Below are 24,709 nucleotides of genomic sequence, written 5' to 3'. Positions count from 1 at the left end.
CGGAGCAGGGATGCCGGGTGGCGGCTCAACCACGCTGGAGGTAGACGCGGTTGCCCCGCGGGCCGGTCCACTCCAGCTGGACGACGCCGGGCACCGCGGAGTCGGCGATGCGTGACGGGTCGGCCCAGTAGCCGAAGTTCGGGTTGCGGAAGAACGTCGCCCACCGCCGGCCGCCGACGTCCGAGAAGACGTTGGTGTGGCCGGCGTCCACGCCCAGGGTCCAGCGCTGGGAGTACGGGCCTTCGAGGCGGTCGGCGACGGCCGGGACGGTGTCGTAGCGGTACTGCGCCCGGCCGGGAGCGGCCGTGTCGTAGGCGTACCGGGTGCTGCCGTCGGCGGCCGTCGAGGTGCGGTCCCACGCGGCCTGCAGCAGGAAGTACTTGCCTCCGTGCTTGAAGAGGTACACGCCCTCCAGGTAGGGCTCGGGGGTGTAGGGCTGCTGCTGGAACTCCGGGAGGTTCGTCGTCACGACGATCTGCCACGGGGCGACGACCGTGCGCCCGGGCCGGTTCTCGTCGGCGAACTCCGGCGACCACACCTTGCCCTTCTCGGCGCCGGGCCGGATGCCGGTGGTGTCGGCAAGATGCCAGTGCCCCCGCAGGGAGCTGGCCGTCCAGACGAAGATCTCGTCGTTCCAGGGGCCGGCCGCGTCGAGGCCGGGCACACGGGTGGTGCCGGTGGCGACGTAGAGCGGGCGACGGCCCGCGACCCTGAAGCAGTTGACGTAGAAGTCGCGGATCCAGACCCGGCCGAGCTCCTCGTCGCCCGGGCGCAGTTCGAGCGGCAGGATCAGGGAGTTGTCGTCCCTCGGCCACAGGTCCGTGCGGGTGTCCGCGAGACCGTACGGCTGGAGGTCTGGCCAGTTCGCCGGCTAGCGCCCACTGGCCGCGGCAGCCGTCGCGGTGGCGGTAGCCGGGGGAGTCGCGGCCGCGGCCCGCGCCGCCGCGCCCAGCGAGCCGGCCGCACCGGCGAGGCCGACCGCACCGGCCAGCAGCGTCCGCCGCCCGATGGGGAACCCGTTCTGGTGACCGGTGCTCATGCGTCGCACTCTCCTTTGTCGTCCGGGATGCCGTAATCGGTGCGCGGCAGCTCGAATCTGCGATTTCCGTGTATCCGCATCGAGCAGTGGCGGCACGGCGTCCCTGAATGGCGCTGGGACCAGCATGAGAAGCCGCCCCGATATTCGTCAACGGCTCGGAGAATTAATCCGGGCCGATATCCTGCTGATCGGTCTTTCGCCGACGGGCAGCGGAATTCATCACGGCGGCTGCGGGCTGCTGCCGTGAACGGCGGTCGGCGGTGGCGGTGGCGGTCTGCGGCTACGCGGCGACGGCGTCGTTGGCGCAGCGGAAACCGAGATTTCCGGACGAGGACTCCGGTGTGTTGGAGGAACGTGCGGCGACCCGGTAGCGGTTGCAGTAGGAGTCGTGGCACAGGTAGGAACCGCCCCGCAGGACCCGCGTTTCTCCCGTGCGCGGACCCTGCGGATTCGCCGGCGGCGACTTGGCGTAGTAGGAGGGGGAGAACCAGTCGGTGCACCATTCCCACACGTTGCCGGCGGTGTTCCACAGGCCGTGGCCGTTGGGGCGATAGGCCTTGACCGGTGCGGTGGTCAGATAGCCGTCCTCGCCGGTGTTGTGGTGCGGGAAGTCCCCCTGCCAGATGTTGCAGCGCCACCGGCCGCCCGGGGTGAGCTCGTCACCCCAGGCGTAGCGTCGGCCGGCCAGGCCGCCTCGTGCGGCGTACTCCCACTCGGCCTCGGTGGGGAGGCGCTTGCCAGCCCAGGCCGCGTAGGCCGCGGCGTCGTTCCAGGAGATGTGGACGACAGGGTGGTTCTGCCGCCCGGCGATATCGGAGCGAGCGCCCTCGGGACGGCGCCAGCGGGCCCCCCGGACGTTGATCCACCACGGAGTCCCGGCTGCGGGGCCCAGGACGTCGGTGGAGGGGGCAGCGATCACGAGATGGAAGACCGCCGAGGAGCCGTACCGCTCTGCGTCCGTCACGTAGCCGGTCGCCTTGACGAAGGTGGCGAACTGGGCGTTGGTGACGGCGGTCTCGTCGATGTGGAAGGGCGCGAGGCGTACCGGGTGGACAGGCGTCTCGCCGTCGGCCGGGTAGCCCTCGTCGAAGGCGTCGCCCATGGCGAACTCGCCGCCGGCCAGCAGGACCTGCCCGCGGGTCGAGTGGCAGGAGGCGACAGGGTTCGGCCTCGCCGCGGCTGGTGAGGCGATGGCCAACGGCGCGTCGGTCCCCGGAGTGCAGCAGGAGCTGTGTTCGCGTGTCATGAGTCGATCTCCTCGAATCGGGTACCGACGGCCGGTGGCCGGTGGCCGGTCCACGGGCCACCGGCGTACGGCCGTGCGAGCCGCCGCGGCCGGACCCCGCCGGTCCGACGATCAGAGGTCCGCACCATGCCGCCGCAACTGCTACTTCTGGTAGGTGGATTCGTCCAGCCCGCTCAGGGTCGGGTCGTGACCCACCTCGCCGACGTCGTACATCGACGTCATCCAGTGGTAGAAGTTGTCGCCGCGCTCGCGCAGGACGGTGTAGAGCCGGCGCATCATCCGCGAGCGGACCTCCGCCTGCTCGGGATGGCCGTAGACGTTCTGCAGTTCGTCCGGGTCGGTCCGCAGGTCGTACAGCTCGTTGACCGAATCCGGGTTGACCACGAGCTTGTACCGGTCCTCCCGCAGCATGCGCTGCGGGTAGGGGAAGTGGTGCCCGTGGAACTCGCAGACGATGTCCTCGCTCCAGTCCACGTCCTCGCCGCGCACGAGCGGCAGAAGGCTGCGGGAGTCGACCGCCGGCTTCGGGTCGATGCCCGCGAGTTCGAGGATGGTCGCGGTGCAGTCGAGCAGGCTGACGAACTCCGAGCGCACGAGGCCGCCGGGAGCGCCCGGGACGCGGAGCAGCCCCGGCGTGCGGTAGGTGTCCTCGTACATCGCCGGACCCTTGTCGTGCAGCCGGTGCGAGCCGGTGAACTCGCCGTGGTCGCAGGTGAAGAACACGGCGGTGTCGTCCACCAGCCCGAGCCGTTCCATGGCTTCCATGACCCGGCCGATCTGCATGTCGATCAGCGCCACGTAGCCCCAGTAGACCGCGATGAGCTTGCGGGTCGTCTCGATCGGCATGGTGTCGAAGGTCCAGTGTGCGCTGTAGTTGCGCTGGACCGGGGGTTTGCCCTCGAAGGTCTCCGCGATGGACCGCGGCAGCTCCACATCCGCTGGGTCGACCAGGTCGAAGTACTCGTTCGGGAGGATGTACGGCAAGTGCGGTCCGAAGAAGTGCAGCGCGAGGAAGAACGGCTGCTCCTGCTGCCGGAAGTCGGCTGCGTACGCTTCGAGTCGCTCGATGGCGCGAGTGGCCAGGTAGTGCTCGAAGGTCGCCTCGACCGGCTGGTGCAGCCTGGCGGCCAGCAGGTTGCCCGGGCCGCCGTTGGGCAGCGTGCCGCGCACGCGGTCGCTGATCTTGTACGGCGGCAGTCCGCGCTCCGCGAGGTAGGCGAGGTAGTCGGGGTTGTCCACCGGGTTGTGCCAGCCGGGCAGGTCGGGGCCGTCGAAGCCGTAGTCGGCGGCCGTCCGCAGGTTCCCGGCGTGCCATTTGCCGAACAGGCCGCAGTTGTAGCCGCAGTCCCGCAGCGCCCGGGAGAAGGTGAACTGGTCCTGCGGCAGGTCCTCCAGGTATCCGACGTTGCGCTCGTGGTTGGCCAGCACCTTGTGCCGGAAGGGCGCCTGACCGGTCAGCAGGCTGGCCCGGGCCGGGGTGCAGATCGCCGTGGGGGTGTACCAGCGGTCGAAGCGGGTGCCGGTGGCGGCGAGTTCGTCGAGCGCGGGGGTGTGCCCCATGGGGTTGCCGTAGGCACCGAGGGTGTCCGTCCGGTGCTGGTCGGTCATGAGAAAGAGGATGTTCTTCCTGGAGGTGGCCGCTGTCACTGACCGGCCCCCGTGAAGAGGTCGCCGGTGTAGTAGGTCTTCGGGTCCACGGGCTGCTTGAGCTTGCCGGCGCCGACGAAATAGTCGTCCATGCCCTTCAGCCACTTGTCGATGGTGCCGTTCTTCGTCAGCGTGTCGAGTTCGTTGAGGTCCAGCAACTTGTTGTTGCCGGCGTCTGCCTTGACCTGGTCCACCGGGATGCCGAGTTTCTTGGCCGTGATGCTGATGGCCTCGTCGGTGTGTGCGGACCGGAACGCGATGGCGTCGCGCAGGACCGCGAGGACCTTCTTGACCTTGTCCGGGTGGTCGGCCACCAGTTTGTTGCCGGCCACGAACGCGGTCGGGAAGGAGACGGTGTCCGCGAAGTCGCTGTCCTTGGCGAGCTCGACCAGATCGGGCACCTGCTTCTTGATCGTGGCGGTCGCGGGGTACCAGAAGCCCGCCGCGTCGACCTTCTTGGAGGAGAAGGCGGCCACGATCGTCGACGGGTCCATGGGGACGAGCTTCACGTCGCTCTTGGACATGCCCGCCTTCTTCAGTGCGAGCGTGAGGATCATGTCGCCGGAGGTGCCCTCGGGAACGGCCACGGTCTTTCCCTTGAGCTGCTGCATCGAGGTGATGCCCGGCTGGGCGATAACCCGGTCGGCGTCGCCGAGAGTGTTGATCGCGACGACCTTCGCCTGGCCCGAGGCGGGCAGCCACATGGCGCCCGGGCCTATGTAACCGAAGTCTAGGTCGCCGGTATCGAGGGCCTGGATCTGCAGCGGGCCGTTGGTGAAGACCTTGGTGTCCGCTTTCAGGCCGTGCTTCTTCCACAGGCCCTCGGCGTCCGCGATGGCGATCAGGCTCGCGCCGTTGAAGTCGCCGATGTAGCCGAAGCGCACAGTGTTACCGGACCCTCCGGCGGAGGACCCGTTGCCGCACGCGGTGAGCAGGGCGGCCGCGACCAGGCCGGCCAGGGCGGCGGAGAAATGTCTGCGAGTGAGGGAGGTCGACACGTTGAGGGGTCCCTTCCAGGTCATGAGCCTGCCGATGCGGAGGTGGAAGGGAGCGCGGTGCGGCCTTCCTGGTGGTAGACGGAGTGCCACACCCGGTTGCGCAGCTCCGCGAACTGGGAGCTGAGGCGGAAGTCCTCGTTGCGCTCGGTGGCGGGGTCGACGTCGATGACGTCGTAGACGCGCCCGGGGCGGGCCGCCATGACGATCACGCGATTGGCCAGGAACACGGCCTCGTCGACGTCGTGGGTGATGAACAGCACGGTGCGCTTGTCCCGGCTCCAGGTGTGTAGCAGCTGTTCCTGGAGCTTGACCCGGGTCAGCGCGTCGAGGGCGCCGAACGGTTCGTCCATCAGCAGGATGGAGGGGTCGACGGCGTAGGCACGGGCGATGGCGCAGCGCTGCCGCATGCCCCCGGACAGTGTCTTGGGGAGTGCGTCCGCGAAGCGCTCCAGCCCCACCAACTCGATGAAGTACTCAGCCCGGCTTCGTCGTTCACGCTTGGGCACGCCGGTGGTCCGGAGGCCGAACTCCACGTTCTGACGTACCGTCAGCCATGGGAAGAGGGCGTACTGCTGGAAGATCACGCCTCGTTCGGGCCCCGGCCGGGAGACCGGAGCACCGTCCACCAGGGCACGGCCCGAGGTGGGTGTCTCCAGCCCTGCGAGGATGTTCATGAGGGTGCTCTTGCCGCAGCCCGAGGGGCCGACGACGGTGACGAACTCGTGGTCCGCGATGTCGAGTGAGACGTTGTCCAGGGCGGTGAAGGTCTCGCGGCCCAGGTCGAAGGTCTTGGTGACGTCCTGTACGGAGATCTTGGCCGTCGTGGTGGTCATCGGCGCTCCTGCCATCCGGTGAGCCTGCGTTCTGCGAGAAGGAGGGCACGGTCCATGAGCAGACCGAGGATCCCGATGGTGATGAGTCCGACGAAGATGGTGGGGAGGTCGTAGTAGAGCTGGGCGTTCTGGATGCGGTAACCGAGGCCCTTCTGGGCGGCGATGAGTTCCGCGGCGACCAGGGTGGCCCAGGCGGAGCCGAGGCCGACCCGCATGCCGACCAGGATGAAAGGGGTGGAGGCCGGCACCACGACGCGGGCGAAGATCGTCAGGTCCTTGGCACCCAGGACCCGGGCGGCGTTGATCAGCGTCCGGTCGACGTTCACCACGCCCTGGTAGGTCGCAACCACGCACGCCAGGAATGCGGCGAGGAAGATGACGAAGATCTTCGGAGTCTCGTCGATCCCCATGATCACCACGGCCAGCGGGATGATCGCCAGCGGCGGGATGGTGCGGAAGAACTGGATCCAGGGTTCGATCAGGCCCCGCAGGATGTGGTACCAGCCCATCAGGAATCCGACCGGCACGGCGGCCGCGGTGCCGAGCGCGAAGCCGATGAGTACCCGGGTCAGGCTGGCGCGGATGTCTCCGGCGAGCGTCCCGTTACTGATCAGCGTCCCGGCACGGGAGACGACCTGCGGCGGTGTCGGCAGCGTGAAGCCCGCGTCGGCCAGCACCCACCACAGCCCGATGCCCAGCAGGACGGACACGGCGTTCAGGACCAGGAAGAGCACGCGGCGGGCCGCCGGCTCACGGCCCCGGGCGTTCTTGGGGCCGTCCTCGGCACCGGAGCCGGCCGGCCTGCCCCGCGTCTTGCCGGGTACGGGGTCGCGCTGGTCGGCGCCCTGCTTGTCAAGAACGGACATGGGCGGCTCTTTCTGGGGTCGGGTCGGATCCATCGGAACGGTCCTTCACGTCGGCGGTTCCGGGGTACTTCGCCAGAAGGGGGGAGTTGTGGAAGACGGCCGCGAGCGCGCCGAGGGCGCCGTCCTCGTCGGAGAGCCGGGCGGCCTCGACGACGGGACCGGCCGCCGCGATCGGGAAGAGTTCGCCGGCGAGTGTGGCGGCCACCTGCTCCACCAGCACGGGTGACAGCCGGGCGATCTCTCCGCCGATGACCACCTTCGCCGGGTTCAGGGTCATCGTCGCGGCTCCCAGCACGCGTCCCAGCGCCGCGGCCGCCCCCCGCAGCACCCGTTCCGCGACGGGGTGCTGGCGGGCCACGGCATCCGCCAGTGCCTCGGGGCCGTTCAGGCGCAGACCGAACTCCCAGCAGGTGGCGAGGATGCCGGGGACCGAGGCCACGGTCTCCAGGCAGCCGCGCTTGCCGCACCGGCACGGACGGCCCACCGGTTCGACGGTCACATGCCCGAGTTCGCCCGCCAGCCCGGTGGAGCCGGTGACCAGCTGGCCGCCGATCACGAGCCCGCCGCCCACACCGTCCGCCAGGCGTACGTACAACAGGTCGGCGACACTGTCGGCGCCGGTGATCGCCTCGGCGAGGGCGGCCAGGCGGGTGTTGTTGTCGACGATCACGGGCGCGTCGAAGCGTTCGGCGAAGGCCACATCGACACCTTCCGGAGCCGGGCGCAGGATCGTCGCCCCCGGGGTAGCGCGAGGCTGGGCCACCCCCACGGGCGCCGGGTAGGGGCCTGGGACGCCGATGCCGATCCCCTGAAGTGCCCCGTGGCGGACGCCGGCTTGGGAGCTCAGCCGGTCGACGAGTGCGAGCGCGAGCTCGGTGCGCGTCTGCCAGGACGCCGTGTCGTCGTACCGGACCGAGCCCGAGACCATGATCTCGTGAGAGGCATCGGCAATGGCGACGTGGACCCTCCGGTGCCCGAAGTCGACCCCCATGAACTGCGCCGACGCCGGATCGAGTGCTAGTCGCTCGGCCGGCCTTCCGCTGCCCCCGCGTCTGGCGGCGTCGGTGTCCACGACGATGATGGCGCCTCGCTGCAGGAGGTTGCCGGTGATCTCGGAGAGGGTCGTACGGGACAGGCCGACGATCTGGGCGATCTCGCCGCGGCTCATGGCGCCGTTCGCTTGGAGCGCGCGCAGCACGCGGTCCTCATGGGTCCGCCTGACCAGGGCGTGCGCTCCTGTGGGCTTCTGCATGCAGGTCAAGGTAGAAAGGCCGAGAGATTCCGTCAATACTCCGACAGAAGTGAATGGCAAAACCTTCACGCGCGGCGGCGCGGACCGCCTGCGGGGTGCCCGTCGTACCGGCCCGTGCTGCTCCGGCCCTGACAACGCTGTGAACAGCAACGAAGGGCACCAGGACGGTGATTGGGGCGCGCCAGGCGATCAGCCGGCCGTCGCCCCCGACGCCTGCCGGGCTGACGGTGAGCATGCGAGGTGGGTGTCTGGGTTGTCCGGGAACGCAGCGTGCGTTATGCAATCGTGACATTGCGAGTGAGTCGTTCGGCCACCTCTCTGACATGCGAAAATGCCGTACGGCCAGCCGTGTCGACCCGGGGATGCCGTCCGGATTATTTATCCGGTGTGTTGACTTAATGAGCGGGTCGTTTGAATGCTGTGCGGCATGCCAACCCGGTACCGCCCTCCGAGACGTAGCGGATCGGAGCACGAGGTGCTGCTGCTGGAACTGCTGTGCCGACACGGCCCGCTCAGCCGGAGCGGGCTTCAGGAACTCACCGGATTCTCGAGGACGACCCTGTACGACACGGTCGCGAGGCTCGTCGACGACGGTGCCGTCGTCGTCAGCAGGTCCGGCTGCACTCATCGCGGCCGGGGCCGGCCGACGGAAGAACTGACCCTCAGCCCCGGGACGGCAAGAGCGATCGGCTCCGCCCGCATCCCGCACAACGAAGGAGATGTGACTGATGACCGGCTTTGAGAAGGACGGACTGCGCCGGCGGTCCCTGCTGGCCGGTGCCGTCGGCCTGGGAGCCGCTGCGACCCTGCCGATGAGCGCCGCCCACGCGGCGCCAGGGCCGGCAGCAGCGGCATCCATGCGACGCTACCCGCCGAACTGGCCCGACCTTCAGCCCTACGGCACCGCCGACGCCCGGCTGGACCTGTGGCCCCGTGACGACAACTCCTTCATCCTTCCGCTCGAACTGCGCCCCCGTGACAAGGACCGCGGTGTGGTGTGGATGCGGGACTTCTACGTCAACTGCTTCCAGGACCAAGGCGCCCCCGTCTACGTCGCCACGGGCACCACCCGCGCGCCCGGACTCGACATCGCCGCTCCCTGGAACGACGGCATCTTCCTGTGGGTCGCCCATTCCCTCAAGGGACCGTGGCAGTTGATCGACACCACCCGGATCCGGCCCGGCGCCGAGAAGGGCAAGGTGTGGTCCCCCGAGTTCGTCGGCGAGAACACGACCGGGCGAACCATCGTCGCACCCTGGCAGGAGTACTGGTACGACGACACGTTCGGCAAGCGCGGCGAGGTCTGGGCGCCGGAGGTGCACCGCTTCAACGGGAAGTGGTACATCGTCGCCTGCATGGGCGACCACTCCCAGAAGGTCGGCTCGTTCATGCTCGTGAGCGAGGGCGGGCTGGAGGGTCCCTACCGGCTCATCGAGGGCAATGTCGACGAGCCCTTCGGCGACTCCTTCATCGGGGGACCGGCGTTCATCAAACCGGGGGCCTACTACCACATCGACGGCAGCTTCTTCTCCGAGGACGACGACGCCTGGCTCGTGCTGCACAACGACCTGTACGCCAAGTTCCGGCCGGACATGGAAGACATCGTCACGACCACGAACCTCCCGGTGTTCCCGCAGGCGCCCTACTCGCCCGAGCCGTACCGCGAGGGCGTGTACGTCTTCAAGCACGGGGGCAAGTACTACCTCTCCCAGGCCGTGTGGAACCGGCAGTGGAGCGGTTCCGACGGCACCACGCAGTACGCCTACAACAAGCTCGGAGCGGGTACCTCGCAGTACCAGTACGACTCGGTCCTCGCCGTCGCGGACCGCTTCGAAGGCCCGTACTCCGTGCGGTGGACCGCAGGTGTGGGGCTGGGCCACAACAACTTCTTCGTGGACCGCAGCGGAGAGCTGTGGTCCACGTTCTTCCGCAACCCGAACCAGGGCTACTGGGCCGACCCCTCACGCGTCGCTCAGGGGGCCGTCCCCGGCATCGTCCGGATGGAATGGACGGGCCCGTCGGGCAACCGCGTCTACGTCAAGCGCCGGAACCTCGGGCGCACGGTCAGCGGTTGATCGACCTCGCGGCGGCCGGTCATGCGGGCAACGCGGCACCGGCCGCCGCGAAGGGCCGAGGATGACGCCGAGTGGGTCCTGGGCCTGGAGGAGGCGCGGCCGCAGCCGGCTGAGGTGATCCCTGTGGTGTGGACGCCACCGGACGACGCGATCGCGGCGGAGGCAACGACCGTGTATCAGCCGCCCGTGCTTTCGCGTATCTCGAGGCTGTAGGGCGCCCACAGTTCTCCCGGCTCGCCGGGGGATCGCCCGTCGAGCCGGCTGACCAGCCGGTCGACGGCCAGCTGGGCGATCATCGTCTTGTCCGGCGAGATGGTGGTGAGGGTGGGCGTGTTGTAGCGGCCGGCTTCGATGTCGTCGAAACCGACGACGGCCACGTCGTCCGGGATCCGCACGCCGCGGGTGAGCAGGGTGCGGATCGCGCCGAGGGCCAGCAGATCGTTGTAGCAGAAGACCGCGTCGGGCGGTCCGCCGGGATGATCGAGCAGATCGGCCATGGCAGCCGCTCCGTCGGACCGGTGGAACTTGTGCGTGGAGACGATCAGCGAGTCGTCGACCCGCAGGCCCCGGGCGGCGTGCGCCTCGCGGTAGCCGCGGGTACGGAGCTGGGCGGTCTCCCCTGTGTCGTACGGCTGGTCGCCGACGGCGGCGATCCGGGTGCGTCCCAGTGCCAGCAGGTGCTCGGTGGCGGCGGAGGCTGCGGCGACGTTGTCGATGGCGACATGGTCGTACGGGCTTGCCGCGATGCGCTCGCCGAGCAGAACCAGGGGACCTGCGGCGTCGCGGCGGGCCAGGTCGGCCTGGGACAGGGCGAGCGGGCTGAGGATGACGCCGTCGAACAGCGCGGCGCTCGCACCCCGCATGATCAGCTCGCGCTCACGGTCCGGTTCGCCGTCGGTCTGGTCGATGACGACGGTGTAGCCGTGCAGTCGGGCCTTGGCGACGACGGCGCGGGCGAGTTCGGAGAAGTAGGGCACGTCCAGCTCGGGGACGACCAGTGCGATCAGCCCGGTACGGCCGCGCTTGAGGTTGCGGGCCAGGAGATTGGGGTGATAACCGAGCTCGGCCACCGCCTGTTCGACCCGTTGCCGGGTCTCGTCCGAGACCTGCGCATAGCCGTTGACGACGTTGGACACCGTGCGAATCGAGACGCCCGCGCGTTCGGCGACGTCACGGAGCCGGGTGGGGGCCATCGCGCTCCTTCCGGAGTAGTGCAACCGGTGAGCCCGTGGTTGCGGACGGATTCTATTGCAACGATGCAGAGTGGAGCAATCGTTGATCTTGTCCCGGGGCGCCGGCTGCGGTTCGACAGGCGAACCGCAGCCGGGCCGGCCACCGCCCTGCTGCCGTCAGACGAGGCTCACATCGACGCAGGTCTGCCCGATCACCTCGCCGTCGGAGACGACCAGGAGGTGCAGTCGGGCAGCCGCCGCGCCGTCGGGGAAGTGCTCCGTGATCCGGATCGGCTCACTCAGCCGGAAGGGCTGCACGTTGATCGTGTCCTTCGCCGCGGCGGCGCCTGCCGCGCGTCCCGCTGCGAGGTCGTCGCACTCACCGAGAGCCGGGCCCCACAGGGGCACCACGGCGGCCTCGACCGACGAGCGGCCGTGATGGGAGATGCGCGCTTCGAGGCTGACCTTCCGGTCGCCCGTGACCACCAGGTCACGTCCGGGAGCGAGCGGCTCGATGTCGACGACCAGGACCGTGTCCGCGTTGACGCCGGCCGGGTCATTGGCCCCGCTGTCCTTTCGGGAACGCTCGAAGGCGTATATGCCCGCCATCTCGTGTTCCACGTCGTACAGTTCGGTCCACACATAGCCCGAGAGGACATCGTGGCGGCGCAGCTCAAGTGTCTGCCAGCGCTGGTTCCAGCCACGCTCGACGCTGGTCTTCCCGCCGCCGAACTCGCTGTTGAGGTTGGGGACCTCAGGTGCCGGCCCGCCGTCGGCCATCACCAGCTTGTCCACGGTCCCCACAGCGCCGAGGCCGACCGGGAAGCTGTGGCTGCGGTCGGTCAGCAGCGCGCGGACCTTGGCCGCCCAGCCGGCCGGTGTCTCGTCGTAGATGTGCCAGTCCACGATGTCGGTGACCACGTGCGCCCAGCCGGAGTTGTCCACCACCGGCCGGGCCGGGTCGAGGTTCTTGAGCAGGTCGTAGGCGCGGCGGACGGCGGCCTGCTTGGCGGGGTCGCCGGGCACGTTCCAGTCCAGACCCCATTCCTCGTTGTACAGGCCCCAGATGACGATGCTGGGGTGGTTGCCGTCGCGGCGGACCATGGGCTCGATCTGGGCGTCGAAGCGCGCTGCCGCCTCGGGGGTGTAGACGCCGGTGCTGGCGGGTTCGGCCCACACCAGGATGCCCAGGCGGTCGGCGTGGTGCAGGAACCGCGGGTCCTCCAGCTTCAGATGCTTGCGGACGAGGTTGAACCCGGCCTTCCTGGCCAAGGCGAGGTCGGTGGCGAACGCCTGGTCGTCCGGGGCGGTCAGGCCCGTGCGGGGCCAGTAGCCCTGGTCGAGCACCCCGCGGACGTACAGTCGCTCGCCGTTGAGCAGCAGGTGTTCCCCGCTGACCTCGATACGCCGCAGGCCGGTCGCCGAGCCGACGCGGTCGGTGCCGTCCGCCGAGTCGAGCGTCACGCTCACGCCATAGAGGTAAGGATCGTCCGGGCTCCACAGGCGAGGCTCCCGGATCGGCAGGTTGACCCGGACCGGCTGCGCGGGGTCGCCGATCTCGACGGTCGCCGGAGTCCCGCCGGCCACCTGGACGGTGAGCCGCGCGCCGCGCGCGGACGGCCCGGCGACGGAGACGTCCGCCGTGATCGCGTCGAGAGCGTCGGCCGGGGCGAGAGCGACCGCCGATACGTACGTCGCGGGACGCGCCTCCAGCCACACCGGCTGCCAGATGCCGCTGGTGGGCGTGAACGCGCAGTCGTCGTAGTCGTCGCGCGGGATGCTGCGCTGCTTGCCGTGGACGATCTCGCGCTTGTCCGCCGGGGCCCACACTCGTACGAGCACGGTGGCGGTGGTGCGGCCCGCGAGCGCTTCGGTGATGTCGAACTCGAAGGGTGTGTACCCTCCCTCGTGTTCACCGACCGGGGCGCCGTCGATCCATACGCTCGCCAGATGGTGGACGGCGCCGAAGTGCAGGACGACACGCTGTCCGCGCCAGCCGTCCGGCACCGTGACCGTACGCCGGTACCAGCCGTACTCCAGCCAGTGGGCGCCGACGCCCGAGGCCTCGGTCTCCCAGGCGAAGGGCACGGTGATCGCGTGCGGCCAGTCGTGGTCGTCCCGCGACACCTGCTGGTACGCCGCCGACCCGGCCGGGTCGCCGGCGAAGTCCCACGCGCCGTTGAGGCTCAGCCAGGCGTGCGAGCGGTCGAAGTGGGGACGGGGATATTCTGGACGGACCGTTGACACTCTTTCTCCAAAATTGCGTGGTGCGGAAGGACGGCGCGTGAGCTCAGCCGGTCGTGCTGCCCTGGAGTGCGCCGCCGCGGAAGTACTTCTCCAGGAACAGGAACAGGAGGATCAGCGGCAGGATCGTCACCAGCCCGCCCGCGATGAGGACGGGGACCAGCTCGGCCTTCGACCCGGTCTCCGCGGCGTGCGACAGCGACGACAGACCGACGGTCAGCGGGTAGAGCCCGTTGCGGCTGAAGATGATCAGCGGCAGGAAGTAGTTGTTCCAGACCGCGACCACGGTCAGCAGAAGCACGGTCACCAGTCCCGGCACGGTCAGCGGCAGCACGATCCGCAGGAAGATCCGGGTCTCGCTCGCTCCGTCCATCCGGGCGGCGTCGATGAGGTCGCGCGGCACGGAGGCGTCGATGTAGGTCCGCATGAGGTAGATGCCGACCGGGGAGACCATGCTGGGCAGGATCATGCCCCATACCGAGTTGACCAGCCCCACCTTGGCATACACCAGGAACAGCGGCAGTGCCACCGAGGTGATGGGCACCAGTAGCGTCGACATGACCAGATAGAACAGGCCGTTGGCGCCGCGGAACCGGAATCGCGCGAAGCCGTAGCCGGCCATGGCCGACAAGACCGTCGCGCCGACCGCGGCGGATCCGGCGTACAGCAGGGTGTTGCCCAGCCACTGGAGGTAGATCCCGGCTCCGCTGACGTTCCTGCCGAGGGCCGAGAGGTTTTGGAACAGGTGGAACGGTCGGGCGAACCAGAACCCGGGAGTCCCGTAGACGTTCGCCTGCGTCTTGGTCGCGTTGATCACCAGCCAGAGGACCGGCGCCAGGATGAAGGCGGCGAACGCGCCGCTGATCAGGGTCAGTACGGTGACGGTGCCGCGCCGCAGCCCGTAGAGCTGGATCGGTACGGTGTCGGCGGGGCCGCGCGCGGCAGTTCTCTCCTGCCGGGACCTCATCGGAGACCTCATCGGAACTCCCCGCTGCGACGGCGCACCGCGAAGGCGGCGAGCGAGATGGCGCCGATGATCAGCGCCAGAACGACTGCCGCGGCTGCCCCGAGGTTGTAGTCGCCGCTGCCGACCGAGGTGTTGTAGACGTAGAGGCTGGGCGTGAAGCCGTAGGACACCGCCTGTGGCTGGAACGCCGCGAGGATGGACGGCTCGGTGAACAGCTGGAGCGCGCCGACGGTGTTGAGGAACACCAGCATGGTGATGGTCGGACGAACCATGGGCAGCTTCAGCCGCAGGATGATGGTGCTCAGCCGGGCGCCGTCCATGACGGCCGCCTCGGTGACGTGCTGGGGGATCGACTTCAGCGAGGTGTAGAGGATGGTCACGTTGTAACCGGTCCACTCCCAGATCACGATGACGATGATCGTCGGCAGGATCAGCCGGGAGGAGAAGAAGTCGACGTGCCCCAGTCCGATGTCCTCCATGAACTTGGCGTAGGGGCCGAAGCCCGGCAGTAGCAGGAACGACCACATCACCGCCGCCACGACCCCCGGCACCGCGAACGGCATGAAGAACACGGTGCGGAAGAAGCGGCTGTACTTGACGATGCCGGCGTCGAAGACCGCCGCGAAGAAGAACGCGATGGCGATGGTCAGCGGCACTTGGATGGCGGTGAAGACCAGTACCCGCCGCACGCCGTCCCAGAATTCCGGGGAGTGCAGGACGGTGGTGTAGTTGGCGAGCCCGGAGTAGTGCGTGCCGCCGATGAGCTGGGTGGTCTGCAGGCTGTCGTAGACGGCGTACACCGTCGGCACCAGCATGAACAGGCCCAGCGCCAGCATGTGCGGGGTGATGAACACGGCGCCGGGCCACTCTCGCCGGTTGCCGCGCCGCGGGCGTCCCGGGGGTGGGGAGGCCGGGCGGCTCACCTGCCGGCCGGGCGCGGATTCGCGGTAGGTGGTTGTCTGGTTCACTTGCTCGTCCCGTCGCTCTCAGCCCTCGGTGACCGTGAAGCCTTGGGCTTTGGCGTACGTGACCATCTGCTGCTGGAAGGTCTTGAACGCCTCCGGCAGGGTCTCGGTGCCCTTGGTCACTCCGGCGAAGGTGGAGGTCCACTGGGTCAGGGCCGCGGTCATGATCGGCGGCCACTGCGGGTTCTCCATGTTCTGCGCCGCTGCGGCGAAGACCTTGTTCGGCTTGGACGGGCCGGAGATCGGCAGCGTGGCGCTCTGGAAGTCCGTGGACTTCAGCAGGGGGAGGTAGCCGGGGAACGCTCCGGCGACCTTGCCGCTGAGGATCTTCCAGGAATCGGCCGAGGCGCCGAACCACTTCACGAACTCCGCGGCTTCCTTGGCGTGCGCGGTCCCCTTGACCACGGTCAGTGTCGAGCCGCCCCAGTTCCCGGACAGGTTCTTGCCGGTCGCGGTCTGCGGTATCGGGGCGGTGCGCCAGTCGCCGATGGTCTTCTTGATGCTCGACTGCATGCCGACCGGTCCCCAGGCGGGGCTGAGCCGGGAGGCGTTCACGCCGCTGTCCAGGTTGGACCACTGGGCAGGCGAGAAGTCGGCGGCCGTGGTGACTTCCTTCTTGTCGATCAGGCCCTGCCAGAACGCGGCGAAGGCGGTCTGCGCGGTGCCGGTGAAATTGATGCCGAGCTTCGCGCCGCCGCTGTAGGAGAACGGGAAGGCGTTGTACTGCTGCATCAGCGCGAGCACGTCCTGGGCGCTCACCGGGTCGAAGTTGGTGATTGCGGCCTTCGGGTCGGCGGTGTGCAGCTTGTCGGCGGTGGCGGCGAACTCGCTCCAGGTCGCCGGCACCGACAGCTTGTGCGCGCTGAACTCCTTCGAGTTGTAGTACAGCGCCAGCGGGCCGAGGTCGACCGGCATCGCGTACTGCTTCGAGCCCTGGGTGACCTGCGACCAGGCCACCGGTGCGATGTCCTTCTCGACCGAGCTCACCCCGTACTGCGAGAGGTCGACGAGACTGTTGGTGATCTCGAAGGACGGGACCTCGAAGTACTCGATCTGGGCCACGTCGGGAGTGCCGCTGTTCGCCTTCAGCGCGTCGCTGAGCTTGACGTACTCGTCGTTGGCCGCGCCGGCGTTCTCCAGCTTGACGCAGATGTCCGGGTGCGTCTGGTTGAACTTCTTGACGGCCAGGTCGTAGCCGGCCGACCAGCCCCAGAACGTCAGGGCGGTGGCGCCCGCGGCGCATCCGGCGCCGGCGGCCTGGCTGCCGGAGGCCCCCGGCGATGCGGACGTGCTGTCGGTTCCGGCGCAGGCGCTCAGCAGGACTGCTGCCATCGTCGCCGCTCCCGCGGCCGTCGCCCATCGCGAACGCGGTCCGGCGCTTCGGCGCCGTCCTCCTCTGTATTTCTCGGACATGCTCGTGCCACCAGGCCCTTCGTCACAGTCAGTTCTTACGTCTTTGTAGAGAAGCCGACACTGGACAGGTCCGACTTCGACCAGTGAAGGCGATGCAACGTTGCAAAACGCTAGTCGTCACATTTCATCGTTGCAATACGCCGTAGATCACGAATTGCCTACGTTCCGGAGTGGATGTCTCCTGCCGAAGCAGCCCGGGGTCCCGGCGGCGCGGCCCGCCCGTACAGCGCCGCCGGGTCTGCTGACGGCGGCTCTGCGAGGTCCGCGTCAGGCGATGTTCCACACCTGCGTGAACAGGCCGTTGCAGTCGTATATCTGCAGCTTGGTGCCGTCGGCGGTGGCGGCCTGCGGATCGTCCAGGCACCGCCCCGACTGCGGGTTGAGCAGCGAACCGTTGGCCTGCGGGATCCACTGCTGGCCGCCCACGCCGTTGCATTTCCATAGCTCCACCTTGGTGAAGTTCGCCGTGCCGTCGCCATCGATGTCCAGGCACTTGCCGAACGCGCGCAGAGTCCCGTCGCTCTCCACCGACCACTGCTGGCCGGAGGCGCCGTTGCAGGTCCACAACTGGACGGCGTTGCCGCTGGTGGAGGTGTTGGTGTCCACGTCGACGCACTTGCCGGTCGTTTCGGGCCCGGTGATGGTGCCGGTCGGGCCGGGTGCCACGTCGATGCCGAACCGCACCTCGCACTTGCCGTTGCTCAGGTGAGTCCCGGCCAGGTAGAGGATCGAGCTCCCCGAGGCCGACGGCAGGATGGGCGAGCTGTAGCCCGGGCACGCCGTCTCACCGCTGTCGTAGCCGCCGGTCGGGTTCACCACGACCGGTGCGGTGGTCTCCGTCCAGCTTCCGATGCCCAGGTTCGTGTTGGCGAGCAGTACGCTGCCGGACTCGGCCTGCACCGTGATCGCCCCGTCGTTGCCGGAGACCAGGCGCTGGCCCGAGACCAGCAAAGTGCCGTTGGTTCCGCCCGCGGATGTCCAGGCCAGTTGCGGCGTGTGGAGGAAGTGCCTGCCGTCGGCGGTCTGCACCAGGCTTCCAAGGCTGGAGGGGGTCCAGCTCAGGCCGTCCGGGGAGGTCTTGAGGTACACCGAGCACGCGGTGTCCGGATCGTATCCGTTCTTGCAATCCTCGTACGTCATGGCGTAGGAGCCGTTCGGCAGCTTGACGACGTCGGCCATACCCGGCCGCTGGACACCGTCCTGCACAGCGACGTCGTAGACCTCGCCGCCCCAGGTCGCTCCGCCGTCGGTGCTGACCGTGTGCGCCAGGACCTGGTTGTAGTCGTTGGTCGACGGCCGCTCGTCGGAGAAGTAGCAGACGAGGCTGCCGTTGGAGGCCACCGTGAACTGCGGCTCCCAGATGCCGTGGCCCTGAGTGTTCGCCATGCCCGACTCGGACGTACATGAGCTGCGGTAGCTCCAGGTCGCGCCGTGGTCGGTACTGAAGAAGACCTCGATGGCCTGCTGGGTATAGTCGTTGCGGTTCCAGGCCGTACCGGAGGCCAGCAGTGTGCCTGCCGGTAGGGAGCCCTCGGCCTGTGGCAGTTCGTAGAGCGTCGGTCCATCGAGATCCCAGCCGTGCACGGTATCGGTGACGGTGCCGATCGGCGATGCGGACCAGCTCTGGCCGCCATTCGTCGACTGGTAAATCGGGAAGCCTGCCTTCGCCGTACCCGCGCCGGAGTGCGAGAAGGTCGCAAGCACCATGCCGTTGGAGGCACCGCTGTGTTCCAGTCGGATGACGCGCGGGTAGCTGGCGTCCTCGTTCGGGTTCGCCGTGGTGTCGGGGGTGTACAGCACGCCGGTCGTCGCCGCCGACGCGGTTCCGTCGGCGAAGGTAAGACCGGCGAATGCCAGCGCCAGCACCAGGAGGGACGCGCCCAGCCGGGACAGCCGGCGCGTGGTACCCCGCCTCAGCGACCGCGCGGACTCGCGCAGGGACGGCGGTTTTCTCATGTGCAAGAGCTCCTTGAAGAAAGATGCCGGCAGAGGGCTTGCAACGTTGAAATAGGGCAACGCGGACGCACCGCTTTGCAACGTTGCAAGATCACGGGCACGTTACCTTCGCATGTCGTCGCCGCACAACCGTCGTGCACGATCAGATGCTGGGTTGCGGGATCGTCACCAGCCGCAAACGGCGCGGATCCGCAAGGCCTCCCATGAGGCAGGTACTAGCGGTACCATCAGTACTATGCCTGGAATGAACGTCCCCTTCGAGGAAAACGAGCTGGAAGCCGTCACTGCCGCCGCGCACGCCGCTGGCGTCAGCGCCCGCCAGTACATCAGGGACGCCGCGCTGAGCCGCGCTCTCGCCAAGCAGACCGCGTTCCTGGACGCTGCACTGGAGGCCTACGCCTATAGCAAGGGTGCGTTCGCTGAGGTCTGCCCGGAGGACGCGGCGATGAACGCTGAATTCCGCCGGGCTGAGGAAGAGGCTGCCCGCCGCCTCGCCGAGATGGACAGCCAGGCCCACGGAACTGCCGCGTGACCGAGTACGTCGATGAGGTGTGGCTGCTCCGTCTCGCCGAGCGGATCGACGGCGACCCGCAGGTGAATGACCTTGGGCCGCTGTTCGCCACTGTGGCCCGTCACCGTGCCCGCGCGATGGAACGTGACGTGTACGGCTCCGACTGGCTCAAGGCTGCCGCACTGCTCCACACCCTCGCGCGGCTGGACAGCCTCGAGCACTCCAATGGGCAATTCGCGTGGCTGACCACCGTTGGGTTCCTCGCGGTCAACGGGTACCACCTGGAGTACCCGCCGAAGTCCGCGGCGGCTCTGGTCATGAACACCGGGGCCGGCCTGATCGGGGTGCAGCAGATCGCGGTGCAGCTACGCCAGTGGGTGGCCAGCTAACAGCGGCCGAAACTTCCGACTGTTGCTGTCACGTGTGCTCGCTCCCCTCCGCAATAGGTGAGGGCGTATTCCGTGCCCTGCCGATCGGAAGAGAGCAAGCCAACATGTTCGTCTGCGGTACGTGCCTGCACCCGTTGCACGGCGAGGCGGATCCGAAATGGGGGAACACCTCCCCGGTCAAGCCGGGCACCTGCAAGGCCTGCGGGCACTGCCAGAAGAAGGCGCAGAAGGCCACCAGCGAGTAGCAGGGAGACAACAGCGCCCGGATGCCCATGGCGGTGTCCGGGGCGTCGGCTGGCCTTGGCGGCTCCCGCGGCCGCGACCTGGTCGCCGGGAAGCGCCTTGGGCAACCCGCTGAGCTTCCACGCCGCGACCGAAGGCAGGCCCGCGGCCAGCCCGGTAGCGGTGATCCCGACGACGTGGAGGAACCGGAGCAGTGAGCGCAACGCTCCGACCACGCGTGCGGTCCGATGGGGCTGTGACCGCGCGTGCTCCGTCACGAACCGCATCACCTGCGCGGTGCCACGGACGAACACCAGGCCGTCGTCCGCTGTGCCGTAGAGCCTGGCGGCCACGTAGAGGCGGGGCGGCGATGAGGCAGGCCCCTGATCGATCGCGAGCGACGGGTGGTCGGTGAGGCCAAAACCGCCCGGGATCGCGATGACCGGCGGCTGGAAGCTCTGCCCGCCGTCGCCGGTGCCCCAGAGGTGGGCGTCGCCGCGACGCGTCGCGCCGTTCGCCACCACGCCGCACACGAAACCTCGTCCCCGCGCATCGAAGGCCACGCTCGCGTTGCCGTCCGAGTCCGCCACAAGGCCGGGTAGCAGCCCGGTGCCGGACCAGGTACCGCCTCCGTCGAAGGACGCGTAGGCGGCGATGCCGATCAGCGGTCCTTCGAAGACCCGGCAGGCTGCGATCAGGTTGTCCCGGCGCCGCGGGTTCACCGCGAGGGACGGTTCGATGTGCGCGGAGAACTGATCGCTGGTGACCTGCACGTTCGTCGGTACCAGTGGCGGGACCGGCACTGTCCCGGCGTTGTCACCGACCGCCATGCGGACCACTCCGATCGCTGACACGGCGACGAACGCCCGGCGCGGCACGACGGGATCAGGCATGCCCATGAGATGACCACTTCCGTAGATGGCCGAGCAGCTCGCCGCGGAGACGGCGGCGGCTGCGCAGCCGACGGCGCAGGTCGCGGGCCGACCGGTGCTGCTGGTCCCGCACCGTGGGCCCGGCGTGGCCGAGGACGCATTGCCGCCGGAGTACCAGAAGATCCTCGCCGTCGTCCGCCGGGCCGGGGCGCCGGTGGCGACCCGGCAGGTCGGCGAGGCGCTGGGGCTGGAGGTGACGGTGCGGGGCAGACTGGAGCCGCTGCGGGGGAAGCTGTCCAAGCTCGCCGGGCGCGGCTGGCTGCTCAACTCGCACCGAGCAACTCGGTGATCTGTGCGTAGAACACGGCGGGATCGCCGACGAGCGACGCTTTCACCATTGCGGTCCAGTCATCGACGATCACCTCGATCGAGCCGGCGGCCAGGCCGTCGAGCGAGCGGCGCGGCACGTCGCGGGGATCGATCTTGGGTCCGTCGTATCCGGCCGAGATGTCCGTGTCGGCGGCGCCGAGGAGGACGCCTTGGACGAGCGTGCCCTGAGCCGCGAGCTCGAGACGGACGCCGTTCGTCATGTTCCACTCCGCAGCCTTGGCAGCGGAGTACGAGCCGGTGCCCGGGACGGCGAACCACGACAGCGCCGACAGGACGTTCACGATTGCACCTCCGCCGTTGGCCGCGAGGACGGGGCTGAACTCGCGGATCACGTCGAGCGTGCCCCAGAAGTGCGTGTCCATCTCGCGGTGGACCTCGTCCAGGTCACCCGTGACGAGGGCGGCACCGGTCGCGATGCCGGCGTTGTTGACCAGGAGGGTCACATCCCGCGCGGTCGCCGCTGCCGCGATGACGGACTCGAGGTCGACAATGTCGAGTCGCAGCGGCACCACCCGGGTGTCGTCGAAGTCGAGGCTCTCGGGGCGGCGAGCCGTCGCGTAGACCTTGCTCGCCCCGCGCTCGAGCAGTTCGAGCACGAACTGACGGCCGATACCGCGGTTGGCTCCGGTGACGAGGGCGATCTGGTCGGTGACGTTCATGGGTTCCTTGCTTCCTGCGTAGGTCTCTCGGGTTCGGCGAGCCGCATCCGGCCCGGCATCGGCTACGGTAAAACCTCACATTGGCGTCAAGGTCAAGTGGAGAACCGCGAAGCCGGAATCAGAGGAGGACGCAGATGCGGATAGGCGAGATCGCACACCTGGCGGGGGTCAGCACCAGAGCTCTCCGGTACTACGAAGAGCAGGGTCTGCTCACCTCGGAACGCACCCCCAGCGGCCAGCGAACCTACCCCGAGTCAGCCGTCGAACGTGTCCGGCTGATCCAGCAGTTCTTCACCGCCGGCCTGCCCAGCCGGACCATCCTGCAGCTGCTGCCCTGCGTCGATACCGGGCACGCCTCCCCCAAGGCCTTCGAGCTGCTGGCATCGGAGCGCAACCGCATCACCGCCGCCATGGCCGACCTTGCTGCCGCACGCGACGCTCTCGACCGCATGATCGACATCGCGAACCATCCAACTCCCGAACACTGCCCTGCCCTCCGTGAGCCCGCCTGGGCGCCGTACAACCCTGCCGACGCAACGCGGACTGCACCTGGCCCAACTGCGGCTCGCTTTGCGTCAGCCACGCTCATCACCATGTGACCGTGGCACAGCGGAGACCTTCAGCCGCGACTCCTCGGCGCTCGACGCACCGGGTCAGACTCCGCACACAGTTACGTCCACGTCACCGCAACCATGCGCGGTGCAAGAGACCGCGCGTATCGCCGTCGCGACATCGTGAGGCTTCGCCATCTTCGAACGTGCTGGTCGAAGAGGCTGGCGTGACGCTCCGTGGGCGTGCTCGTGCTCGGCGTGGGCGGGTGCCTGCGGTCTTGATCGTCTGTCAGCGGTTGACTTCGATGTTGGTCAGGACGAGCAGGGCGCGCAGGAGCGCGGTGGCGCGGCCGGGGTCGGTGCGGAGCTTGGTGAGGATCCGCCAGTTCTTTAGGTGGGCGAAGCCGTGTTCGACGGGGGCGCGTCCGGCGGCCAGGATGCGGTCGGCCTGCTTCTGGCCCGGGGTGAGCTTGCGGGCGCGGGTGGCCTTGAAGCCGGCGACGATGACCAGGTCGTCGGGGTTCTTGGGTTTGTCCACGCCGATGAAGCCCAGGTCGGCGAGCGCGCCGAGGCCGGCCGCCTTCAAGTGCCGGGTGATCTTGTCGTGGCGGGCGGCGGTCGTGTCGTAGGTCCGTCCCGGCCGGGCCGCGGAGATCCAGATCAGCTTGCCCTTCTCGTCGGTCAGGGCGAGGAAATGCAGGCCGTGGCGGTGGTGCTTGCCCGAGTAGTTGGGCCGGTCGTCTGCTCCGGTGCGGCGCTGGGTGGGGACCAGGGTGCCGTCGATCAGCACCACCTCCCCGCCCCGCTTGGCGATCTTGCGCAGGGCGCGGTCGAGGCGCGGGGCCTTCGCGGCGAGCAGTCCGATCATCTCGTCGCGCCAGCGCGCAGCGTGGATTCGGGTATGCCGTTGCCGCCGGCCAGGTCGAGCAGGCGCTGGTCGTGCCGCAGCATCGCGAGCACGAGCACCGCGATCCGGCCCGTGGGCTGCGACCGGAACGGGGAGCGGATCGCCTTCAGGTGGGAGCGCAGCAGGTCGGCGAGGTGAGTGATGGTGCGCGTGGACACGTTCAGCTTGCACTGGTAGACAAGGGAGACGGTGTCTTCGGCGCGTTCTTTGGTTTTGGTCACACAATCTCAACGACCGCCGGGGGCACCGCAGTTACGCCACGAGCTCGCCCACGAGGCGGCCGCCGGGGGCAACAGTGCCGGTCACGGGCGGGTGGTGAAGCGGAGCTTGGTCAGCTTCCCCCGCAGCAGCTCCAGTCTGCCCCGCACACCCACCTCCAGGCCCAGCGCCTCGCCGACCGCCCGGGTCGCCACCGGCGCCCCAGCCTGGCGGACCACGGCGAGGATCTTCTGGTACTCCGGCGGCAGCACGGTCTGGTCCATTCCGCCCTCCCGGTGCGGGGACCAGGAGCACCGCACGCCCCGCCACCTGCACGGGAACCGGCGTGGCTGCGGCCTGTTCGTCGGCGAACTGCTCGGCCATCCGGTGCCAGACCCGCTCGGCCACGGCGAGTTCGTCGCGCTCGGCCCGCACCTGATCAAGCTGTTTGACCAGCTGTTCTTCGAGTTCGTCCAGTTCCGCGCGGCGCGCGGCGATCCGTTCCGCGATCTCGGACTCCACCATGCAGCGGATCGTAGGCGGCGCCGGGGAAGCAGCGCGCGGGAACCGGCGAAACCGCACCGGCCCGACCAGTCAGATGATCAAGACCGCAGACTCCTGCCCGCGACCAGCGCAAGCACCCCGGCCGAACGCCACGCCAGACCCTCTGACCAGCACGTTCGAAGATGGCGAAGGCTCAGTGGGTTCCCGGCGCGCTGACGGACTCGTCCAACTGGCTGCAACGCAAGATCGTAGACAGTCTGGATTCGTCAGCAGCCCTCTCGGTCCTGGCCGAGACCGGCCGCACCAGACGGGTGCGCAACACCGCCAAAACCAGCCTCACCCGCAGACGCAACCGCTGACACGTCAACCATGCATCCACAGGTCTTGACTATTGCTCCGGTGATTGGCGGCGGGGCCGGTGAGGAGTATCCCGCTGAGGGGGCCGCGGGGTTTCTTTCAGGGCTGCAGGGTCTTCAACTGTTGATGGTTTGGCTGCGTGTTCCTGTATGAATCGGGCGGTGTCGGCGGGTGCGTGTCTTTGTGTGATGGTCGGTCGTTAGGCCGATCGGATGCGGGGATGCGTCGTGTTGGCAGGGTGTGCGGGGTCGGGTGGGAGGGGGTGGGTGTGGCACGGTTGATGGCGACGGCGACGTGTACTGCCTTCCGTGGCCTGGTCGAGGACAGCGGTGAACGGGTGGGTCAGCGGGTGCTGTCGGAGCGGGTGTCCTTCCTCGCCGGGCTGTGCCAGGACTTGACCCGGGCTCTGATTGCTTCCCGGTGGGATGAGGCCTCGCTGGATGTGCTGGCCGCCGGGGTTGATTGCGCGGGTGAGG

The 24,709-nt window shown here is 68.7% G+C and carries 25 protein-coding genes and 1 pseudogene; 8 read left to right on the top strand and 18 right to left on the bottom strand.

What is annotated here, in order from left to right:
- Positions 1 to 25: 25 nt before the first annotated feature.
- The 7 genes and pseudogenes from FCI23_RS41470 to FCI23_RS41440 form a co-directional block, all read right to left on the bottom strand.
- A pseudogene (locus FCI23_RS41470) lies at positions 26 to 1,039 on the bottom strand (family 43 glycosylhydrolase).
- A gap of 280 nt (positions 1,040 to 1,319) precedes the next feature.
- Positions 1,320 to 2,285 carry a formylglycine-generating enzyme family protein gene (locus FCI23_RS41465; protein ID WP_211265684.1) on the bottom strand — a complete coding sequence of 322 codons (966 nt, stop codon included), beginning with the start codon at positions 2,283 to 2,285 and terminating at the stop codon, positions 1,320 to 1,322.
- A 141-nt stretch (positions 2,286 to 2,426) separates the two neighbouring features.
- Positions 2,427 to 3,932 carry a sulfatase-like hydrolase/transferase gene (locus tag FCI23_RS41460; RefSeq protein ID WP_136729257.1) on the bottom strand — a complete coding sequence of 502 codons (1,506 nt, stop codon included), beginning with the start codon at positions 3,930 to 3,932 and terminating at the stop codon, positions 2,427 to 2,429.
- On the bottom strand, positions 3,929 to 4,954 hold the full coding sequence (locus FCI23_RS41455; RefSeq protein ID WP_136729256.1) for an aliphatic sulfonate ABC transporter substrate-binding protein: 1,026 nt from the start codon (positions 4,952 to 4,954) through the stop codon (positions 3,929 to 3,931). Before FCI23_RS41455 ends, FCI23_RS41460 begins: the two co-directional genes overlap by 4 nt.
- Complete coding sequence (locus FCI23_RS41450; RefSeq protein ID WP_136729255.1) at positions 4,951 to 5,763, bottom strand: ABC transporter ATP-binding protein; 813 nt, start codon at positions 5,761 to 5,763, stop codon at positions 4,951 to 4,953. The genes FCI23_RS41455 and FCI23_RS41450 overlap by 4 nt, the downstream gene beginning before the upstream one ends.
- Positions 5,760 to 6,629 (bottom strand): ABC transporter permease, encoded by an 870-nt coding sequence (locus FCI23_RS41445; RefSeq protein ID WP_136729254.1) that lies wholly within the window; start codon positions 6,627 to 6,629, stop codon positions 5,760 to 5,762. The genes FCI23_RS41450 and FCI23_RS41445 overlap by 4 nt, the downstream gene beginning before the upstream one ends.
- Positions 6,616 to 7,881, bottom strand: coding sequence for an ROK family transcriptional regulator (locus FCI23_RS41440; protein ID WP_169317175.1), 1,266 nt, complete (start codon positions 7,879 to 7,881; stop codon positions 6,616 to 6,618). The genes FCI23_RS41445 and FCI23_RS41440 overlap by 14 nt, the downstream gene beginning before the upstream one ends.
- A 427-nt stretch (positions 7,882 to 8,308) precedes the next feature.
- On the opposite strand from FCI23_RS41440, the gene FCI23_RS41435 reads away from it, so the two are divergent.
- Positions 8,309 to 8,623 carry a helix-turn-helix domain-containing protein gene (locus tag FCI23_RS41435; RefSeq protein ID WP_136729252.1) on the top strand — a complete coding sequence of 105 codons (315 nt, stop codon included), beginning with the start codon at positions 8,309 to 8,311 and terminating at the stop codon, positions 8,621 to 8,623.
- A complete protein-coding gene (locus tag FCI23_RS41430; protein WP_136729251.1) occupies positions 8,610 to 9,956 on the top strand; it encodes a family 43 glycosylhydrolase in 1,347 nt (448 codons plus the stop codon). The genes FCI23_RS41435 and FCI23_RS41430 overlap by 14 nt, the downstream gene beginning before the upstream one ends.
- A 176-nt stretch (positions 9,957 to 10,132) precedes the next feature.
- Here FCI23_RS41430 and FCI23_RS41425 read toward each other — a convergent pair whose 3' ends face one another.
- The 6 genes from FCI23_RS41425 to FCI23_RS41400 all read right to left on the bottom strand — a co-directional run bounded on the left by FCI23_RS41425 (position 10,133) and on the right by FCI23_RS41400 (position 18,673).
- Positions 10,133 to 11,149: a LacI family DNA-binding transcriptional regulator gene (locus FCI23_RS41425; RefSeq protein ID WP_136729250.1), complete on the bottom strand. Its 1,017-nt coding sequence runs from the start codon at positions 11,147 to 11,149 to the stop codon at positions 10,133 to 10,135.
- A 156-nt stretch (positions 11,150 to 11,305) separates the two neighbouring features.
- The gene (locus FCI23_RS41420; RefSeq protein WP_136729249.1) at positions 11,306 to 13,375 is read right to left on the bottom strand and encodes a glycoside hydrolase family 2 protein; all 2,070 of its coding nucleotides are present in this window, start codon (positions 13,373 to 13,375) and stop codon (positions 11,306 to 11,308) included.
- Between the two features lie 43 nt (positions 13,376 to 13,418).
- Complete coding sequence (locus FCI23_RS41415) at positions 13,419 to 14,339, bottom strand: carbohydrate ABC transporter permease (protein ID WP_136729248.1); 921 nt, start codon at positions 14,337 to 14,339, stop codon at positions 13,419 to 13,421.
- An 8-nt stretch (positions 14,340 to 14,347) separates the two neighbouring features.
- The gene (locus FCI23_RS41410; protein WP_246144569.1) at positions 14,348 to 15,307 is read right to left on the bottom strand and encodes a carbohydrate ABC transporter permease; all 960 of its coding nucleotides are present in this window, start codon (positions 15,305 to 15,307) and stop codon (positions 14,348 to 14,350) included.
- 18 nt (positions 15,308 to 15,325) lie between these two features.
- Positions 15,326 to 16,636 (bottom strand): ABC transporter substrate-binding protein, encoded by a 1,311-nt coding sequence (locus FCI23_RS41405; protein ID WP_246144568.1) that lies wholly within the window; start codon positions 16,634 to 16,636, stop codon positions 15,326 to 15,328.
- 348 nt (positions 16,637 to 16,984) lie between these two features.
- Positions 16,985 to 18,673: a sialidase family protein gene (locus FCI23_RS41400; RefSeq protein WP_136729246.1), complete on the bottom strand. Its 1,689-nt coding sequence runs from the start codon at positions 18,671 to 18,673 to the stop codon at positions 16,985 to 16,987.
- 244 nt (positions 18,674 to 18,917) lie between these two features.
- On the opposite strand from FCI23_RS41400, the gene FCI23_RS41395 reads away from it, so the two are divergent.
- Positions 18,918 to 19,205, top strand: coding sequence for a hypothetical protein (locus FCI23_RS41395; RefSeq protein ID WP_136729245.1), 288 nt, complete (start codon positions 18,918 to 18,920; stop codon positions 19,203 to 19,205).
- The gene (locus FCI23_RS41390) at positions 19,202 to 19,573 is read left to right on the top strand and encodes a fic family toxin-antitoxin system, toxin component (RefSeq protein ID WP_136729244.1); all 372 of its coding nucleotides are present in this window, start codon (positions 19,202 to 19,204) and stop codon (positions 19,571 to 19,573) included. Before FCI23_RS41395 ends, FCI23_RS41390 begins: the two co-directional genes overlap by 4 nt.
- Here the strand turns inward: FCI23_RS41390 and FCI23_RS41385 are convergent.
- A complete protein-coding gene (locus FCI23_RS41385) occupies positions 19,570 to 20,688 on the bottom strand; it encodes a hypothetical protein (RefSeq protein ID WP_136729243.1) in 1,119 nt (372 codons plus the stop codon). The two genes, FCI23_RS41390 and FCI23_RS41385, sit on opposite strands and share 4 nt — an antisense overlap.
- A 25-nt stretch (positions 20,689 to 20,713) precedes the next feature.
- Here FCI23_RS41385 and FCI23_RS41380 point away from each other — a divergent pair, with 25 nt between their 5' ends.
- The gene (locus FCI23_RS41380; RefSeq protein WP_136729242.1) at positions 20,714 to 21,016 is read left to right on the top strand and encodes a hypothetical protein; all 303 of its coding nucleotides are present in this window, start codon (positions 20,714 to 20,716) and stop codon (positions 21,014 to 21,016) included.
- Here FCI23_RS41380 and FCI23_RS41375 read toward each other — a convergent pair.
- A complete protein-coding gene (locus tag FCI23_RS41375) occupies positions 20,991 to 21,716 on the bottom strand; it encodes an SDR family oxidoreductase (protein ID WP_136729241.1) in 726 nt (241 codons plus the stop codon). The genes FCI23_RS41380 and FCI23_RS41375 overlap by 26 nt on opposite strands.
- A gap of 134 nt (positions 21,717 to 21,850) precedes the next feature.
- Here FCI23_RS41375 and FCI23_RS41370 point away from each other — a divergent pair, with 134 nt between their 5' ends.
- Positions 21,851 to 22,315, top strand: coding sequence for a MerR family transcriptional regulator (locus tag FCI23_RS41370; protein WP_136729240.1), 465 nt, complete (start codon positions 21,851 to 21,853; stop codon positions 22,313 to 22,315).
- Between the two features lie 241 nt (positions 22,316 to 22,556).
- Here the strand turns inward: FCI23_RS41370 and FCI23_RS41365 are convergent, their stop codons facing one another.
- The 3 genes from FCI23_RS41365 to FCI23_RS60955 form a co-directional block, all read right to left on the bottom strand.
- On the bottom strand, positions 22,557 to 23,135 hold the full coding sequence (locus FCI23_RS41365; RefSeq protein ID WP_246144567.1) for a transposase family protein: 579 nt from the start codon (positions 23,133 to 23,135) through the stop codon (positions 22,557 to 22,559).
- Positions 23,132 to 23,395 carry a hypothetical protein gene (locus FCI23_RS60960; RefSeq protein ID WP_246144566.1) on the bottom strand — a complete coding sequence of 88 codons (264 nt, stop codon included), beginning with the start codon at positions 23,393 to 23,395 and terminating at the stop codon, positions 23,132 to 23,134. The genes FCI23_RS41365 and FCI23_RS60960 overlap by 4 nt, the downstream gene beginning before the upstream one ends.
- An 81-nt stretch (positions 23,396 to 23,476) precedes the next feature.
- Positions 23,477 to 23,656 carry a hypothetical protein gene (locus tag FCI23_RS60955; protein ID WP_136729239.1) on the bottom strand — a complete coding sequence of 60 codons (180 nt, stop codon included), beginning with the start codon at positions 23,654 to 23,656 and terminating at the stop codon, positions 23,477 to 23,479.
- 402 nt (positions 23,657 to 24,058) lie between these two features.
- Here FCI23_RS60955 and FCI23_RS57210 point away from each other — a divergent pair, with 402 nt between their 5' ends.
- Complete coding sequence (locus FCI23_RS57210; RefSeq protein ID WP_169317174.1) at positions 24,059 to 24,235, top strand: hypothetical protein; 177 nt, start codon at positions 24,059 to 24,061, stop codon at positions 24,233 to 24,235.
- Between the two features lie 278 nt (positions 24,236 to 24,513).
- The coding region (locus FCI23_RS58675) for a hypothetical protein (RefSeq protein WP_211265683.1) at positions 24,514 to 24,709 on the top strand (196 nt) is incomplete at its 3' end.

Source organism: Actinacidiphila oryziradicis (assembly GCF_005047355.1).
Taxonomy (GTDB): Bacteria; Actinomycetota; Actinomycetes; order Streptomycetales; family Streptomycetaceae; genus Actinacidiphila; species Actinacidiphila oryziradicis.
The sequence above is the reverse complement of the archived record's forward strand: the minus strand, read 5'-3'. Positions and strand labels throughout refer to the sequence as shown.

Excerpts from the sequence above, each read along its gene's own strand:
- FCI23_RS41370 (WP_136729240.1), top strand. The coding sequence starts at position 21,851 with ATGCGGATAGGCGAGATCGCACACCTGGCGGGGGTCAGCACCAGAGCT.
- FCI23_RS41450 (WP_136729255.1), bottom strand. The coding sequence starts at position 5,763 with ATGACCACCACGACGGCCAAGATCTCCGTACAGGACGTCACCAAGACC.
- FCI23_RS41365 (WP_246144567.1), bottom strand. The coding sequence starts at position 23,135 with ATGATCGGACTGCTCGCCGCGAAGGCCCCGCGCCTCGACCGCGCCCTG.
- FCI23_RS41455 (WP_136729256.1), bottom strand. The coding sequence starts at position 4,954 with ATGACCTGGAAGGGACCCCTCAACGTGTCGACCTCCCTCACTCGCAGA.
- FCI23_RS41445 (WP_136729254.1), bottom strand. The coding sequence starts at position 6,629 with ATGTCCGTTCTTGACAAGCAGGGCGCCGACCAGCGCGACCCCGTACCC.
- FCI23_RS41400 (WP_136729246.1), bottom strand. The coding sequence starts at position 18,673 with ATGAGAAAACCGCCGTCCCTGCGCGAGTCCGCGCGGTCGCTGAGGCGG.
- FCI23_RS41395 (WP_136729245.1), top strand. The coding sequence starts at position 18,918 with ATGAACGTCCCCTTCGAGGAAAACGAGCTGGAAGCCGTCACTGCCGCC.
- FCI23_RS41415 (WP_136729248.1), bottom strand. The coding sequence starts at position 14,339 with ATGAGGTCCCGGCAGGAGAGAACTGCCGCGCGCGGCCCCGCCGACACC.
- FCI23_RS41405 (WP_246144568.1), bottom strand. The coding sequence starts at position 16,636 with ATGGCAGCAGTCCTGCTGAGCGCCTGCGCCGGAACCGACAGCACGTCC.
- FCI23_RS57210 (WP_169317174.1), top strand. The coding sequence starts at position 24,059 with ATGGCGAAGGCTCAGTGGGTTCCCGGCGCGCTGACGGACTCGTCCAAC.
- FCI23_RS41465 (WP_211265684.1), bottom strand. The coding sequence starts at position 2,285 with ATGACACGCGAACACAGCTCCTGCTGCACTCCGGGGACCGACGCGCCG.
- FCI23_RS41430 (WP_136729251.1), top strand. The coding sequence starts at position 8,610 with ATGACCGGCTTTGAGAAGGACGGACTGCGCCGGCGGTCCCTGCTGGCC.
- FCI23_RS41380 (WP_136729242.1), top strand. The coding sequence starts at position 20,714 with ATGGCCGAGCAGCTCGCCGCGGAGACGGCGGCGGCTGCGCAGCCGACG.
- FCI23_RS41440 (WP_169317175.1), bottom strand. The coding sequence starts at position 7,881 with ATGCAGAAGCCCACAGGAGCGCACGCCCTGGTCAGGCGGACCCATGAG.
- FCI23_RS41375 (WP_136729241.1), bottom strand. The coding sequence starts at position 21,716 with ATGAACGTCACCGACCAGATCGCCCTCGTCACCGGAGCCAACCGCGGT.
- FCI23_RS60955 (WP_136729239.1), bottom strand. The coding sequence starts at position 23,656 with ATGGACCAGACCGTGCTGCCGCCGGAGTACCAGAAGATCCTCGCCGTG.
- FCI23_RS41435 (WP_136729252.1), top strand. The coding sequence starts at position 8,309 with ATGCCAACCCGGTACCGCCCTCCGAGACGTAGCGGATCGGAGCACGAG.
- FCI23_RS41425 (WP_136729250.1), bottom strand. The coding sequence starts at position 11,149 with ATGGCCCCCACCCGGCTCCGTGACGTCGCCGAACGCGCGGGCGTCTCG.
- FCI23_RS41385 (WP_136729243.1), bottom strand. The coding sequence starts at position 20,688 with ATGCCTGATCCCGTCGTGCCGCGCCGGGCGTTCGTCGCCGTGTCAGCG.